Below are 14,731 nucleotides of genomic sequence, written 5' to 3' on the forward strand. Positions count from 1 at the left end.
AAATAATTAGCCTGAGCGGCAAGCCAATGTTGAATAAAAGTAGAGAATCGCGTACCTCCACCGACGATCTGGCCTTCTTTGTGCGCGTCGCAGCGCTGGAGAGTTTAACCGCTGCGGCGCGTGAACTCGGGCTATCGCTGCCCGCCGTCAGCAAACGTCTCAGCCACCTTGAACAGCGTCTGGGGGTGCAACTGCTGAAACGCACCACGCGGCGACTGGAGCTCACCGCTGAAGGAAAACGCTATCTGGAAGGGGCTCGCCCGTTGCTGGATCAACTGGCAGAGCTGGAGGAGTCGGTGAGCAGCCAGGCGGCGGTGCTGCGTGGTAGCCTGAACATTAACGCTTCGTTTGGATTTGGTCGCCGCCATGTTGCCCCCTGCGTGTCCCGTTTTGCTGCGCTGCATCCTGAAGTCTCGTTATCATTACAACTCAGCAGCCAGCCATTGAATTTCATCGATTCGCACATCGACATTGATATCCGCATTGGCGAACCGCCCGATGCGCGGCTCATCGCGCGTAAGTTACGCACTAATCCGCGCGTGCTATGCTGCGCCCCAATTTATGCGGAGCGTCACGGCCTGCCTGACAGTATTGCGGCGCTGTCGCAGCACAACTGTATTCTGCTACGGCAGTACGAGAGTGATTTCGCACTCTGGCGATTGAGTCATGGCCAGCAGCAGGTGACGCAAAAGGTGCAGGGGAGTTTGATCACCAACGATGGCGAAGTGGCGATGCAGTTAGCGATGGATGGGCACGGCATTTTGCTGCGTTCCTGGTGGGATGCCCAGCACATGATTGAACGCGGCGATCTGCTGCATGTGCTGCCAGCATGGAGCAGCGTGGACGGGGATATTTTTGCCGTGTGGCGGCCGCAGCGTCAGTTACCCGCCCGCATTAGCGCCTTTGTCGATTTTTTGCAGTCCGCCTTGTAACTATTAAGTAATATTTGATTATTTTTAATCATCATTGACTGTTTGTGAGCATGATCAAACAAATCATTTGCTGTTTAGCCTATAAATTGCCCTGCTTGTGCGTGAATTCATTCTAATGTGAGTGAAATAAATCAATGAGCATAAACAGGGTTGCCTTTGTGCATAGACACTAAAATAACAAAACAGGCAACCTCATTAACGGCATGCGTGAAGCCCAGCGCAGGCCACGACCCTACGTTATCAATGAGGCTAAAATGAAACAGTTTTCTGCAGAAGGGATGATGATTATTGTCGGGATCGTCATCGCGTATATTCTGTTTACCACCTGGCTGACGTGGCGTCTGCGCAGCAAAAACAGCGGCGACTTTATGGCGGGATCCAACGTGATGCCGGCTTTTGTCGTGGGTGTGATGTTAATGTCTGAGTACATCGGCGCGAAATCGACCATTGGTACCGCCCAGGCGGCGTTTGAAGGCGGGTTTGCCGCTTCCTGGTCGGTGATTGGTGCCGCGATTGGCTTCCCGCTGTTCGGATTCCTGCTGGTTAAGCGTATCTACAACACCGGAAAAATCACCATTTCGGGTGCGATTGCTGAGCGTTACGGCAACTCAACCAAGAACATCATTTCCCTCATCATGATCTATGCGCTGCTGCTGGTGAATGTGGGGAACTATGTGAGCGGCGCAGCGGCGATCTCGACCGTGTTGAATCTCGATCTCACCACGGCGGCCGTGATCACCGCAATCGTCAGTACCTTCTACTTTATGTTCGGTGGCATGAAGGGCATTGCCTGGGTAACGCTGCTGCACAGCGGACTGAAATATATCGGTATCTTGATCATTCTCGGCGTCGCACTGCATATGACCGGCGGCGTTAGCCCGATGATCAAAGAGATGCCGCATTTCTACTGGACGTGGGACGGTAACATTGGGGCCAGCACCATATTTGCCTGGATGATTGGCACCATCGGTTCGATTTTCTGCACCCAGTTTGTGATTCAGGCCATTGCTTCCACCAAAAGTGCCGCATCCGCCAAGCGTGCTACCTGGGTTGCCTTCTTCTTCTGCATGCCGATTGCGATTGCCATTGCGTTAATTGGCGTGGCGGCGAAGTACCTGCATCCGGATATCAAAAGCCTGTATGCACTGCCGGTGTTCCTGCAGGATATGAGCCCATGGCTGGCCGGGATTGTGACCACCTCGCTGGTGGCCTCCATCTTCGTCAGTGTCAGCACTGTGGCGCTGGCGATTGCCTCGCTGGTGGTCAAAGATTTCTATGTGCCGTATCGCAACTCAACGCCAGAACGTGAATTCCGTATGACGCGTTGGCTGTCGCTGCTGATTGGTTTCCTGCCGTTAATCCTGGTGCTGTTCGTCCCCGAAGTGCTGAAGCTCTCCTTCTTCACCCGCGCGATTCGTCTGTCGATCTCGGTGGTGGCGATTATTGCCTTCTACCTGCCGTTCTATAAAAGTACGCGCGGGGCGAATGCCGGTCTGATTGGGGCCTGCGTGGTCACCACCGTCTGGTATCTGCTCGGCGATCCATTCGGCATCAATAATATGTATGTGGCGTTGATTACGCCAGCAGTGATCATGGTGATTGATCGCCTGATCCCTTCGGCACAAACGCACGACAAAAAAGCACCAAAATCTTCAATGCAAAACAGTGGAGCCTGATATGACCGATTCAACGATTACCGTCGAACGTAACGGTAACCTTCATCCGCACGCGCAGGATGCGCAGCAGCTCACGGCGATGCTGCCTTCGGTCTGTCCGCAGAATCACGCCGCTAATTTGCTGCCGCTGCCCAACGGCGACCTGCTGTGTGTCTGGTTTGGTGGCACGCAGGAAGGAATTGCCGATATCTCTGTGTGGTGCTCACGCCTGGAACAAGGCAGCAGCCAGTGGAGCGAAGCGCAAAAACTCTCGGATGATTCGACGCGCTCTGAGCAGAACCCGGTGCTGTTCCTCGATCCTGACCAGGTATTGTGGCTGTTATGGACAGCGCAGAAGTCCGGTAATCAGGACACGGCCATCGTGCGCTATCGCCAGTCGCGCGATTTCGGGCGCAACTGGAGCGCCATCGACACGCTGCTCGATCAGCCCGGCACCTTTATTCGCCAGCCAATTACCGTGTTACCGAATGGCAACTGGCTGTTGCCGGTGTTCTATTGCCGCACTCAGCCGGGTGTAAAATGGGTCGGTAATGACGACATTAGCGCGGTAAAAATCTCCAGTGATAAAGGCAAAAGCTGGCGCGATGTGGCGGTGCCGGATAGCCTCGGCTGTGTGCACATGAACATTACTTTATTGCAGGATGGCAGCTTACTGGCGCTGTATCGCAGCCGTTGGGCGGACTTTATCTATCAAAGTCGTTCGACGGATGGCGGTGAAAGCTGGAGTGCGCCGGTGGCGACTGAACTGCCAAACAACAATTCCTCCATTCAGGTGACCACACTGAATAACGGTCATCTGGCGCTGGTGTTCAATGCCATGAGCGCCAAAGATGCCAGCGAGCGTCGCCTGTCGCTGTATGACGAAATCGAAGATGAGGATGACGATGTGGCGGTGGCGGCCGAACCGGTGGTGCACACCGGACGCACCGCATTTTGGGGCGCACCGCGTGCACCGATGACGCTGGCCATCTCCCCGGATGGCGGCCAAAGCTGGCCGTGGCAGCGTCATCTCGACGAAGGCGACGGCTACTGCATGACCAACAATTCGCAGCAGAAGCTCAACCGTGAGTTCTCGTATCCCAGCATCAAGCAGAGTGAGGACGGCGCACTGCATATCGCCTACACCTATTTCCGTCAGGCGATTAAGTACGTCCGCGTTAACGAAGCGTGGGCGAGGGGAGAGCAATGAGCCGACACGCGCTGGTGACGGGGGTTAGCTCCGGGATTGGCGCGGCGATTGCCGATCATCTGCTGGCGCAGGGCTGGCAGGTGACGGGATTTAGCCGCACGCTGGTAAAGAAAGATCATCCCGCCTTTACCTTGGTGAGTGTGGATCTGTTTGATGCCCGATTGCTGAAGCAGGCGCTGGCTGTTTTACCCAAGGTGGATGCGCTGGTGCATGCCGCGGGCATGATGGCGGCTGCGCCACTCGGCGATCTTGATGAGGAGCAGAGTGCGCGCCTGTGGTATCTGCATGTGCAGGTGGCGCAGATCATGGCGAACGCGCTGCAGCCGCAGATGACGCAGGGCGACCGCATTTTGCTGATCGGCAGTCGCACTTCACGCGGTGCCGCTCATCGCAGCCAGTATGTCAGCACCAAAGCGGCGATGGTCGGTATGGCGCGAAGCTGGGCGGCTGAATTAGCGCCGCAGGGGATTACTGTGAATGTGATCGCGCCCGGAGCCACCGAGACGCCCATGCTGCTGCAACCCGGGCGTGCCAGTTCTCCCCCGAAGCTGCCCCCTATCGGACGCTACATCAAGCCCGAGGAAGTGGCGGCGCTGGCAGGTTTTGTGCTGTCACCCGCTGCAGATGCAATAACCGGGCAGGAATTGGTGATCTGCGGTGGAGCGTCGTTGTAGATAGCGGGCAATATACTCCCCCTCATCCGTCTTCCCTGAATCCCGCCCAGGATTCAGGGAGTGTTGGTACGAGAGCGGGTGGGTTAAGGGGAGCACATGCACTGTTTTAACCTATTTCCCTCGCAATGCCATGACATCCACCTGCCAGATATTCAGTTTGTTATACAGCGCGGTCCGTGAAATCCCCAGTTGCTGTGCCGACTGACGCAGGTTGCCTTTCTGCTCACTCACTACCTGCAATACATGCTGGCGCTCATTTTCCTGCAGTGATGTTAAAACGCTGGATTGTGGTGGCGGGACGCGCTGCGTCATCTCTTCCGGCAAATCCGGTTTGCCAATCTCCAGCCCTTCACACAAATTCACCATGCGTTCCACCAGGTTCTCCAGTTCACGTACGTTGCCCGGCCAGTGCCATGCCTGTAAGCAGTGCATGGCTTCAGACGACACCTGCGGCGCGATGCGTTTCAATCGGGTACAGAGCGCCTGAATAAACGTATTCACCAGACCTGGAATATCTTCCTGGCGTTCACGTAGCGGCGGAATGGCTAATGAAATCACGTTAAGACGGTAATACAGGTCGCGGCGAAAGGCGCCTTTCTCTACGGCATCCAGCAGATTACAGTGCGTGGCGGCGATGATGCGCACATTGACCTTAAGTGGATGCGCGGCGCCGATACGCACCACTTCACTCTCTTGTAATACGCGCAGCAGGCTGGTTTGCGCCTCCAGCGGCATTTCGCCAATTTCATCCAAAAACAGCGTGCCACCATCCGCCAGCTCGAATTTTCCTGCGGAGCCGCCGCGCCGGGAACCGGTGAATGCGCCATCGACATAGCCAAACAGCTCACTTTGCACCAGGTCACGCGGCAGTGCGCCGCAGTTGAGAGCGATAAAGGGCTCCTGATGCCGTGGGCTGGCGTTATGGATCGCCTGCGCGAACAGCTCCTTGCCGGTGCCGCTTTCACCGCTTAACAGCACGGTGCTATCGGTGCGGCTGCTGGCGCGTGCCTTCTGAATGGCCTGCTGCACGCGCGGCGCGTGGCCGCGAATCATCTCAAAGGTATAACTGGCGCTGACGCCCATTACCTGCCGCGTAATCGCCCGGATGCGCTGGTTCTCGCGCAGTGACAGCACACGTCCACCATCGGGTGCCGGCATCAATGAAATCAGGCAGGAGAGGGGCTGCACGCCATCCGGGATAAACTGCAATTCACGGTCATTACAGAATGGCATGGTCAGCAGCGATCCTCCCTGGGGTTGCAGTAACACATCAATCGGCCCGGCTTGAGGATCGAGACCACTAAAGATCTGCCGCGCATAGCGGTTTAACGTTTTGATCCGTCCGTGGCGATCGCAGACGATCACGCCCTCATTCAGGGTTTCGAGGATCGACTGCTGTTCCGCCAGCAAACTGCGCAACATTAATTGTTGTCCCACCGCTTCCGCAGCGGCCTGCACCGTGCCCAGCGTGTGCGCATTGAAGTTATCCGGTGTGGCGGTGAGTGTGAGCACGCCGAGCAGTTGGCCGCTGGCATCTCGAATCGGCGCGGCGGCGCACTGGTAGTGGCGCTTACGCAGATCGATCTTCCAGTTTTCCCCGCTCAGCACATACACCAGCCGTTGCTCAATCAGGCAACGAGCTGTGCAGTTGGTGCCGAGCACCTCTTCGCTCAGGATGCTACCGATCGGCGTCAAATCAGCGCCGCAAAAATGCAGCGTGACACCTTGCGCGTCGGTGAGGTTGATGTGGCCATCCGGGTTGTAGGCCAGCAGATTTTCCATCACGTTACGCGCCACCACAATCAGCTCAGCATTGTGCGCAAGGATGGCCGCCAGCTCATCCGCCGGTGGCGAAGTGTAGACGAAGGTGTGGGGATCGATGGCACGCTGCTGCGAACGTTGCCATGACTGCAAAATACTGCGGCGCATCCAGCCCGGTTGTTCACCCCTGACAAAGCTGTGCCAGCCCTGCCAGAGCAGGGTATCCCACTCGCCCGCTTCAGACCCTTCCGGCAGGCTGAAGATAGGATCGCTTTCATCTTTAAACGGTAGACGTTCGCTGGTGCGCATCAGCGGCTCCTGACCAATCTGGAATGTCCATTTTATTAACATGTGAAGTTGACATGTAAAGTTTATGTGCAATCTAAGGCGCAAGGCTGTGTAGTGCCTCACACAATTCCCCGTTTTTCAGTTGGCATCTGAATTGCAATGAAATGCCTATCTCCTCTGTCCCGAACGGACATATCCAAAACAGTAAGGAATGATTTATGACATTTCATCTTCAACCGGTTCGTGTGGGTCTGATTGGCGCAGGACGAATGGGCAGCTTCCACGCCGAAAATCTGGCGTATCGCGTACCCGGTGCCACGTTGGCGGCAGTCGCCGATCCGCAGCCCGGTGCTGCAGAAAAACTTGCCAGCAAGCTGGGTGTGGCGAAAGCCTACAGCGATTTGCACGCACTGTTGCGGGATCCGGAGATTGATGCGATTGCGATTGCGGCACCCGCTCGCACCCATGCCGAGTGGGTGATTGCCGCAGCGAATGCCGGTAAGCACGTATTTTGTGAGAAGCCAATGGCGGTCACGCTGGAGGAAGCTGACCGGGCGATTGCGGCCGCTAAAAGCGCGGGAGTGGTATTGCAGGTGGGCTTCAATCGCCGTTTCGATGCGGGTTTTGCCGCGGCGATAGCGGCAGTGAAGGCAGGCGAGAACGGCATTACGCAGTTAAGTCGTTCTGTGACACGCGATCCGGCGCTGCACGATCCGTCACGCATCCCGCAGTGGACCATTTATCTCGAAACGCTGATCCACGATTTCGACACCCTGCTGCATTTCAATCATGGGGCGAAGCCGGTGGAAGTGTATGCCATCGCCGATGCGCTGGTGCGTCCGGACTTCAAAGATAAAGGCTTGCTGGATACCTCGGTGGTGACGATTCGTTTTGACAACGGAGCGATTGCCATCGCAGAGGCCAACTTCCAGGCGGTGTACGGCTACGACGTGCGCGGCGAGGTGTTTGGCAGTAAAGGGATGCTGCAGGCGGGCCACATCACGTCTTCCAACTGCGTGCGCTACAGCGCGAGTGGTATCAGCATGGAGACTTCGCGTATGGATTCCGATCTGCTGCGCGAAGCCTATGTGGCGGAGATGATCGAGTTTGCCCGCTGCATCCGCACCGGCGAAACACCGCGCGCCACCGGTGAAGATGCACGCAATGCGCTGGAAATTGCGCTGGCCTGCATTGAATCGGTCACCCTCAACCTGCCTGTCAAAGTGGGAGCACGCTAATGGCTGCTTATCAACTCTCGGTTTGTGCCGAAATGGTGTTCCTCGATCTGCCTTTCGTTGAGCGTGTGAAACGCATTCACGCGCTGGGGTTTGGGGTCGAAATCTGGGGATGGGCCAATAAAGACATTGATGCGCTGGTCGCGACAGGTGCGCGATTCACCTCCATGACCGGTTATCTCACCGGCAATCTCACCGACGACGATGAGATCCAACAGCTGCTGCAGAGTGCCGAAGCCTCGCTGGCGGTGGCTGAACGGCTTAACTGCCCAGGGCTAAATCTGCACGGTACTGGGCTGGATGACAAAGGCTTGCCGGTCAAGCCCGTGGAAGTGGTCACCGGTGCGATGTGGCTGAAAGCAGTCGATACGCTGCGTAAAGTGGCGCAACTTGGCGAGCGCGCCGGGCGGGTGTTCACCCTCGAAAACCTCAATCTACCGGTCGATCATCCTGGCACCCCGTTCGCGCTGGCCGCCGATACCCTGGCGCTGGTGGAAGCGGTCAACAGCCCGGCGCTGAAGATGAATCTCGACCTTTACCATGCGCAAATTGGCGAGGGCAATTTGATTGAGCTGATTCGTCGTAGCGGTTCTGCCATTGGCGAAGTTCAGGTGGCAGATGTACCGGGTCGCCAGCAGCCGGGAACGGGTGAAATCAACTATCGCGCGATCGCGCGTGCGCTGCAGGAAGTGGGTTACAGCGGCACGGTGGCGATGGAGGGCTGGGCCAGTGGTGACAGTACGGCCGCGCTTGAGCAGTTCCGCGATCACTTCACGATCTAAGCGTTTTACCGCCGGGTATTTGCCTGTTGCCCGGCGTCATAACAATAAAACCTCAACCTACAGGAATCACCTCATGAACATCCGAAACATCGTGCTTTGTCTGTGCTCGCTGCTGCTGAGTTTAAGCGTCAGTGCGAAAACCTTCACCGTCGGCGTTGCGCTGGCTAACTTTGACCTTAACTTTGTCTCGATTCTGCGTACGCAGATGCAGGCAGAGTTAAAAGCCAATCAGCTTGACGGCCAGTTCGTGGATGCCAAAGGGGATGTGGCACTGCAAGTGCAGCAGGTGGATGATTTCATCAACCAGGGCGTGGATGCCATCATTCTTAATCCGGTGGATACGCAGGGTGTGTTGCCGATGATCACCGCTGCGAAGAACGCCAATATCCCGCTGATTTTCGTCAACCGTAAGCCAGAAGTGAAACTGCCGGGTGACATGGCCTATGTCGGTTCTGACTCCGCATTAGGCGGTGAGATGCAGATGGAAGCGTTAGCGAAGAAAATGAATTACAAAGGGAATGTGGCGATTCTGATGGGCGCCCTGTCCAATGAAGAGGCGCGCGAGCGCACCCGTGCGGTCGAAGCGGTGATCGCCAAATACAAAGACATGAAGGTGATTGAGAAGCAGACTGCCAAGTGGCAGCGCAACGAGGCGGTGGATGTGGTATCGAGTTGGCTGCTGAATCAGCGCCCGATCGATGCAATTGCCGCTAATAATGACGAAATGGCGATTGGTGCCATCATGGCGCTCAGCCAGGCGAAAAATGAAAAGATTCTGGTGGCGGGAATTGATGGCACGCCTGATGGTCAGCAGTTTGTTAAAAACGGCAAGATGGCGCTGACCATTTTCCAGGACGCCAAAGGTCAGGCAACCGGCGCGGTGCAGGTGACGAAGGCACTGCTGGATAAACAGAAAGTGAAGGAATACAACTGGATACCGTATCAGACCATTACTCCGGAGAACTACGCGCAGTTTGCTGCGAAGTGAGTTGAGCGATACGGCACAGGCGCACGACGTTGCGCCTGTGCTTCCCGAGGAATCATCGCATTCAAGTGAACCTGCTCACATCCTTTCCTTTCAATTATTAACGGTTCTAAACTTTCCCATTAACGCGCCGATAATTTCACCACTCAGTCTGATCGTTTGGCCCTTCATTGTTGGGCATCTTAATCAACCTCTGGTGTGGAAAATTGTCATGATCGCAACGCCCTTGTCAGGCCCGGACGCCGCGCCGGTGGAGATGGTTTCGCTGCGACGTATTGCACAGCGCGCAGACAGCCTTGCGGTGATCCTCAACTGGGGATTGTGGCCGATTGCGCTCAGCGTAGGATGGATGAATGACGGCTTAACCGTGGCGTTGATGGCCGGTCTGGCGTTAGCACTACTGTCGACTTTCTTCGGCACGATTCTGCGCGGCACGCTGCTCTCAAGGCTTATGCTCTCAGCATTGTTGATTGGCTGGGCGGGTTTACTGATTCAACTCGGCGACGGTGAAACCGAATATCACTTCTCGGTATTTGTATTGATGTCGGTGATACTGGCGTGGCGCGATATCCGCCCACTGATCATGGGGGCAGTAGCAGCGGCCACGCATCACATCCTGTTTAATTATCTGCAGGAAAACGACCTGTTCGGCGTGGTGGTGTTCCATCATCCGGGCTGGGACATGGTGGTGTTTCATGCACTGTTTGTTGTGGCGCAGACCGCCATCTTACTGGTGATTGCGCGTCAGATGGCCGCCGATGCACGTTCCGCGAGTGAAGTCGCGGAGCTGGCCTCACGGATCAACCAGCAGGCCGGGTATCTGACGCTGAATGCGGATAGCCAGCAGAGTGAAAGCCCGTTCGCCCGCACTTTCAGTACCACGTTGGGCACCATGCATGGCACGCTTCATCAGGTGAGCCTCGGCGTGAGCGCCTTGTTGACGGAATCTGAGAGTATTTTGCAACGCAACGCTGAACTGTCGACCCGCACCGATGAACAGGCGCAGGCACTGGAAGTGGCGGCCAGTGCGATGACAGAAATCAGCATTGCTGCCAGCTTAACGCGTGACAAAGCACAGAGTGCAAGCGAGTTAGCGCGGGATGCACGGGCGGTGGCCACGCACGGAGAGGAAAACATCCAGTCGGCGATGGGCTCAATGGCGAAAATCAGTGCAGAGTCACAGCGGGTGAAAGTGATTTTGGAATTGATCGACGGTATCGCTTTCCAGACCAATATTCTGTCACTGAACGCCTCAGTCGAAGCGGCGCGCGCTGGCAGTCAGGGGCGTGGTTTTGCCGTGGTGGCAAGTGAAGTGCGCAACCTGGCGATGCGCAGCGAGAATGCTGCCCGCGAAATTCGCCAACTGATGGATGCCAGCACGTTGAGCACCGAGCATGGCACGGTGCAGATTGAGCACGCGGCACAAACCATGCGCGAGATTCACAGCAGCATCAGCGGATTGGCACAGCTGGTGACCGAGTTATCAGAGATGAGCGAACAGCAGAATTTGAGCATCGAGCAGATTCAGCAAAGCATTAATAGCATCGATCACAGCGTGCATCACAACGTTCAGCACGTGGCGGAAACCTTGCAGGTGGCGCATCAGCAACAGCAACAGGCCAACCGATTACAGCAGGCAATTGCGTTATTCAAATTGGATTGAAAATCGGCGAGAGGCAACGTGCAGATCACGACCACTCTGGCTGATAGGGCGCACCGAGGTGCGTCCCTTTTAGCCGATCAGGCAACACCCTTAACCAGCAACACGCGATAGTTCGCGCCTTTAACCCGGTGGGCTTTTGCTTCCTGATACGCCGGGCTGTGATACCAGGCTTTTGCTGCATCAATATCCGCAAATTCCAGCACCACTACGCCTTCCGCATCACGGCCTTCCAGCACTTCAAGATCGCCATAGAACGCCAGCGGCGTAATCTGATGATCGCCGCGTGCTTCACCGGCTTTCTGCGCGTAGGTTGCCAGCTCATCTTTATCCAGCGTTTCGTCTTTAATCATCACCACATAAGCGGCCATTACTGCTCTCCTCGCGCCTGACGCTTGTCTTCGGTGTTGGTATCGAAATCTGAAGCATCGTGGCGCTCCAGCAGTTGATCCTGCGGTTCAGCACCAAAGGCTTTATTTACTTTGCGGCCACGGATCACCGCTGGACGCTCAGCGATCTCTTTAGCCCAGCGCACCACGTTTTTGTACGACTGCACATCAAGGAACTCGCCGCCGCCATAGATGTTGTTCAGCACCAGGTTGCCGTACCACGGCCAGGTCGCGATATCGGCGATGGTGTACTCCTCACCGGCGAGGAAGCGGTTGTTGGCGAGCTGGCGATCCAGCACATCCAGCTGACGCTTGGCTTCTAGCGTGAAGCGGTTGACGGCGTACTCGATTTTTTCTGGCGCGTAGAAGTAGAAATGACCGTAGCCGCCGCCAAGATAAGGCGCAGAACCCTGCAGCCAGAACAGCCAGTTCAGGGTCTCGGTACGGCCTGCGATATCCGCCGGGATGAAGTGACCAAATTTCTCGGCCAGATACAGCAGGATGTTGCCTGACTCGAACACGCGCAGCGGTGGCGTCACTGAGTGGTCACTCAGTGCCGGAATTTTGGAGTTCGGGTTAACGTCAACGAAACCGCTGGAGAACTGATCGCCATCACCGATGCGAATCAGCCAGGCATCGTATTCGGCTTCTTTAGCCCCGACGGCCAGCAACTCTTCCAGCAGGATGGTGACTTTCTGGCCGTTTGGTGTACCGAGGGAATAGAGCTGCAGCGGATGTTTGCCCACCGGCAGGGTCTTCTCATGCGTCGGCCCGGCGAACGGACGGTTAGTTTTCGCGCCGTTACCTTTGGCTTCCGGGTCCCAAGTCCAGACTTTCGCGGGCTGATACTGATTTTCCGACATAGTGATTTCGCCTTGTTGTGATTGCGTTTTTTGCTGCTACTGAGTGTAGCAGCGACAGATGAAGGCGATTTAACCGCGCTGGCGGTGAGATGCAAAGTGTGATTATGAGAAGTTCTCTTGCGTAAACAGCATAAAGTCCACTTTGCCGGACTGGTAGGTGTCAGGCTGTTCACCCTCTTCGAGATGTTTTAGCAACAAGGTCAACGCCAGCTGAGCATGGCGCAGGGTGTTTTGATCGAGTGTCAGCGTCAGCACGCGCTTCTCGAAAAGCTGGCGCGTGGTGGCATACAGCTCGTGAGTGACGTACATCACTTTGCCGCCGAGCCGATGGCGCGCCAGCGCTTCGTGGATCTGCGTGTTGCCGAGGCCGGTGTTGTAGAGTCCGACGATATTTTGCGATCCGGCCAGGGTTTTCTCCAGCAGACGGCTGATGCGATCGCGTTCATCCTGCCCGGCAAGAATTTCCCGCAGACGCAGCTGCGGGAAACGCTCCGCCAGCACGGCTTGAAAACCTTCAATGCGCTGACGATGCGCTGAGTAATCGGCGCGGCCACTCACCAGCACCACATCGCCCGGTGCATTGATCATGCTGCCGAGCATCAATCCAGCGGTGCGTCCGGCTTTATATTGATCGATACCGACATGACACAGGCGTGCCGCATTGGGCAGGTCCGTCACCATAGTGATCACCGGTACGCCGCGCGCCTGACACGCCGCTAAGGCATCATAAATCAGCGGATTTTCGTGGGCGAAAACAATGAGTGCATCCATCTTTTTACTGCTGGCAGCAATGTGCGCGGCCAGCTTCTCTGGGGCGTTTTCCGGGATCAGCGTGCGATGCAGGCGCAGGCGGCGATAGCCCAGCTCATCAGCCAGTCGGGCGAAGTCCTGTGCCAGTTGCTGAAAGAAGAACGAACCGTTGCCGCTAAGCAGGACTTCAATCTGCCAGCTATGGCGATGCTCCTCTGGCAAAATACGCTTCAAACCCGCATCCCGCGCCGCCTGCAGGATTTTTTTAGTCATCGCCGGGGACACACCACCGCGATCGTTTAATACCCGATCAACCGTGGCCACGCCCACGCCTACTTGCTTCGCCAACTCCGCCAGCGTCAGTGCTTTCATCTGAGGTAATTCCATCAAAAACCGCGTTCAGCTAGCCTGCCAGAAAGCGCTATTTTGACAACATCGGCAATTCCGAAGTGTGAACAAAAGGAGCGTTAAAATGCGGACCCCGCAACGTTTTGCCTTGATTGGCAGTGGATTTATCGGCCAGGTGCACGCCGCAAACCTGGCGGCGCATCCTGGCGTGGAGTTGGCGCTGGTGTGTGACATTGATGCGGCACGTGCCGAAGCGGTGGCACAGCGCTATGGTGCAAAAGCGGCCAGCGTGCAGCAAGCGTTAAACAGTGATGCCATCGACGCGGTGCTGATCGCCAGCGCCACACCAACCCATGCTGAACTGCTGGAGCAGGCGGTGCTGGCGGGCAAAGCGGTGTATTGCGAGAAACCGATTGATTTGTCGTTGCAGCGTGCGCGTGAGGTGGTGGAGAAGATCTCTCCGGTGCAGGTTCCTGTTACCGTTGGCTTTAACCGCCGTTTTGATCTGAGCCATCAGCAACTTAAATCACAGCTCAAACAGGGGCTGATTGGCCGCACTGAACTGATTCAGATGGTCTGCCGCGCGTCAGAATTGCCACCGATCAGTTATCTGCAAGCTTCCGGCGGTCAGATGCGCGATCAGGCGATCCACTTTTTCGACCTGTTGCGCTGGCTGACAGAAGATGAAGTCAGCACCGTTGGCGCACTCGGTGCCGCGCTGGCGATGCCGGAGATCCGTGATTTTGATGTCGATACTTCAGTGCTGATCATGCGCATGCAGCAGGGCGCGCTGGCGCAATTGGATAACACGCGCCGCACGGCTTACGGCTACGACGAACGCATCAGCGTGATGGGCAGTGAAGGGATGCTGGCTTCAGAGAGCCAGTCAGCGCGCGGCGCCACGCTGTATCAGGGGAAAGGGATCACTCAGCCCGGCTTGTATCCCGACTGGTTTAGCCGGGTCAAAGAGACCTACTACACCCATCTGGATGCATTTGTGCGCCATATCGGCGGAGAAAAGGTCGAAGGGCTGCCGGGATTGATCGACGGTCTGCGCGCGCAGGCGATTGCCGAGGCGGCACAGTTATCACTGACGCGGGGTGAATTTACAGAAGTGGAGAGAGTGGAAATCTAATGCCGTTATCCCAACGCACTCCCGCAGGCGGGAGTGCTTGTCGGTGGAGAGAGTCTTCCTTTCA

Annotated in this window: 13 protein-coding genes; 9 read left to right on the forward strand and 4 right to left on the reverse strand. The window is 56.4% G+C overall.

Features of this window, described 5'->3' with window-relative positions; translation table 11 throughout:
- The first annotated feature begins 26 nt into the window (after positions 1-26).
- The 4 genes from VH86_RS03235 (at position 27) to VH86_RS03250 (ending at position 4,471) form a co-directional block, all read left to right on the forward strand.
- Positions 27-932 (forward strand): LysR family transcriptional regulator, encoded by a 906-nt coding sequence (locus VH86_RS03235; protein WP_045815993.1) that lies wholly within the window; start codon positions 27-29, stop codon positions 930-932.
- A gap of 254 nt (positions 933-1,186) precedes the next feature.
- Positions 1,187-2,608, forward strand: a complete 1,422-nt coding sequence (locus tag VH86_RS03240; RefSeq protein WP_045831875.1) for a sodium:solute symporter family protein — start codon at positions 1,187-1,189, stop codon at positions 2,606-2,608.
- A 1-nt stretch (position 2,609) separates the two neighbouring features.
- A complete protein-coding gene (locus tag VH86_RS03245) occupies positions 2,610-3,797 on the forward strand; it encodes an exo-alpha-sialidase (protein ID WP_038643551.1) in 1,188 nt (395 codons plus the stop codon).
- Entirely contained in the window at positions 3,794-4,471 is a 678-nt protein-coding gene (locus tag VH86_RS03250) for an SDR family NAD(P)-dependent oxidoreductase (protein WP_045831876.1), read from the forward strand. The genes VH86_RS03245 and VH86_RS03250 overlap by 4 nt, the downstream gene beginning before the upstream one ends.
- 111 nt (positions 4,472-4,582) lie before the next feature.
- On the opposite strand, the gene VH86_RS03255 is transcribed toward VH86_RS03250, so the two are convergent.
- The gene (locus VH86_RS03255; RefSeq protein WP_045831877.1) at positions 4,583-6,541 is read right to left on the reverse strand and encodes a sigma-54-dependent Fis family transcriptional regulator; all 1,959 of its coding nucleotides are present in this window, start codon (positions 6,539-6,541) and stop codon (positions 4,583-4,585) included.
- 197 nt (positions 6,542-6,738) lie between these two features.
- Here VH86_RS03255 and VH86_RS03260 point away from each other — a divergent pair, with 197 nt between their 5' ends.
- From VH86_RS03260 to VH86_RS03275, 4 genes are all read left to right on the forward strand, one after another.
- Entirely contained in the window at positions 6,739-7,758 is a 1,020-nt protein-coding gene (locus tag VH86_RS03260; protein WP_045831878.1) for a Gfo/Idh/MocA family oxidoreductase, read from the forward strand.
- Positions 7,758-8,537 (forward strand): TIM barrel protein, encoded by a 780-nt coding sequence (locus VH86_RS03265; protein ID WP_034826749.1) that lies wholly within the window; start codon positions 7,758-7,760, stop codon positions 8,535-8,537. The genes VH86_RS03260 and VH86_RS03265 overlap by 1 nt, the downstream gene beginning before the upstream one ends.
- 73 nt (positions 8,538-8,610) lie before the next feature.
- A complete protein-coding gene (locus VH86_RS03270; protein WP_045831879.1) occupies positions 8,611-9,525 on the forward strand; it encodes a substrate-binding domain-containing protein in 915 nt (304 codons plus the stop codon).
- Between the two features lie 208 nt (positions 9,526-9,733).
- Entirely contained in the window at positions 9,734-11,185 is a 1,452-nt protein-coding gene (locus VH86_RS03275) for a methyl-accepting chemotaxis protein (protein ID WP_045831880.1), read from the forward strand.
- Positions 11,186-11,262: 77 nt separating this feature from the next.
- On the opposite strand, the gene VH86_RS03280 is transcribed toward VH86_RS03275, so the two are convergent.
- The 3 genes from VH86_RS03280 to VH86_RS03290 form a co-directional block, all read right to left on the reverse strand.
- Positions 11,263-11,553: a DUF1330 domain-containing protein gene (locus VH86_RS03280; RefSeq protein ID WP_045831881.1), complete on the reverse strand. Its 291-nt coding sequence runs from the start codon at positions 11,551-11,553 to the stop codon at positions 11,263-11,265.
- The gene (gene yghU, locus VH86_RS03285) at positions 11,553-12,434 is read right to left on the reverse strand and encodes a glutathione-dependent disulfide-bond oxidoreductase (protein ID WP_038643540.1); all 882 of its coding nucleotides are present in this window, start codon (positions 12,432-12,434) and stop codon (positions 11,553-11,555) included. Before yghU ends, VH86_RS03280 begins: the two co-directional genes overlap by 1 nt.
- Before the next feature lie 102 nt (positions 12,435-12,536).
- A complete protein-coding gene (locus VH86_RS03290; protein WP_045816001.1) occupies positions 12,537-13,556 on the reverse strand; it encodes a LacI family DNA-binding transcriptional regulator in 1,020 nt (339 codons plus the stop codon).
- Between the two features lie 100 nt (positions 13,557-13,656).
- Here VH86_RS03290 and VH86_RS03295 point away from each other — a divergent pair, with 100 nt between their 5' ends.
- The gene (locus tag VH86_RS03295) at positions 13,657-14,667 is read left to right on the forward strand and encodes a Gfo/Idh/MocA family oxidoreductase (RefSeq protein WP_045831882.1); all 1,011 of its coding nucleotides are present in this window, start codon (positions 13,657-13,659) and stop codon (positions 14,665-14,667) included.
- The last annotated feature ends 64 nt before the right edge of the window (positions 14,668-14,731 follow it).

Origin of the sequence: Pantoea sp. BL1, assembly GCF_000963985.1 — a bacterium.
Taxonomy (GTDB): domain Bacteria; phylum Pseudomonadota; class Gammaproteobacteria; order Enterobacterales; family Enterobacteriaceae; genus Pantoea; species Pantoea rwandensis_B.

What these genes read in the sequence shown, in the direction of transcription:
- VH86_RS03235 (WP_045815993.1), top strand. Translation starts at nt 27, where the DNA reads ATGTTGAATAAAAGTAGAGAATCGCGTACCTCCACCGACGATCTGGCC.
- VH86_RS03240 (WP_045831875.1), top strand. Translation starts at nt 1,187, where the DNA reads ATGAAACAGTTTTCTGCAGAAGGGATGATGATTATTGTCGGGATCGTC.
- VH86_RS03245 (WP_038643551.1), top strand. Translation starts at nt 2,610, where the DNA reads ATGACCGATTCAACGATTACCGTCGAACGTAACGGTAACCTTCATCCG.
- VH86_RS03250 (WP_045831876.1), top strand. Translation starts at nt 3,794, where the DNA reads ATGAGCCGACACGCGCTGGTGACGGGGGTTAGCTCCGGGATTGGCGCG.
- VH86_RS03255 (WP_045831877.1), bottom strand. Translation starts at nt 6,541, where the DNA reads ATGCGCACCAGCGAACGTCTACCGTTTAAAGATGAAAGCGATCCTATC.
- VH86_RS03260 (WP_045831878.1), top strand. Translation starts at nt 6,739, where the DNA reads ATGACATTTCATCTTCAACCGGTTCGTGTGGGTCTGATTGGCGCAGGA.
- VH86_RS03265 (WP_034826749.1), top strand. Translation starts at nt 7,758, where the DNA reads ATGGCTGCTTATCAACTCTCGGTTTGTGCCGAAATGGTGTTCCTCGAT.
- VH86_RS03270 (WP_045831879.1), top strand. Translation starts at nt 8,611, where the DNA reads ATGAACATCCGAAACATCGTGCTTTGTCTGTGCTCGCTGCTGCTGAGT.
- VH86_RS03275 (WP_045831880.1), top strand. Translation starts at nt 9,734, where the DNA reads ATGATCGCAACGCCCTTGTCAGGCCCGGACGCCGCGCCGGTGGAGATG.
- VH86_RS03280 (WP_045831881.1), bottom strand. Translation starts at nt 11,553, where the DNA reads ATGGCCGCTTATGTGGTGATGATTAAAGACGAAACGCTGGATAAAGAT.
- yghU (WP_038643540.1), bottom strand. Translation starts at nt 12,434, where the DNA reads ATGTCGGAAAATCAGTATCAGCCCGCGAAAGTCTGGACTTGGGACCCG.
- VH86_RS03290 (WP_045816001.1), bottom strand. Translation starts at nt 13,556, where the DNA reads ATGAAAGCACTGACGCTGGCGGAGTTGGCGAAGCAAGTAGGCGTGGGC.
- VH86_RS03295 (WP_045831882.1), top strand. Translation starts at nt 13,657, where the DNA reads ATGCGGACCCCGCAACGTTTTGCCTTGATTGGCAGTGGATTTATCGGC.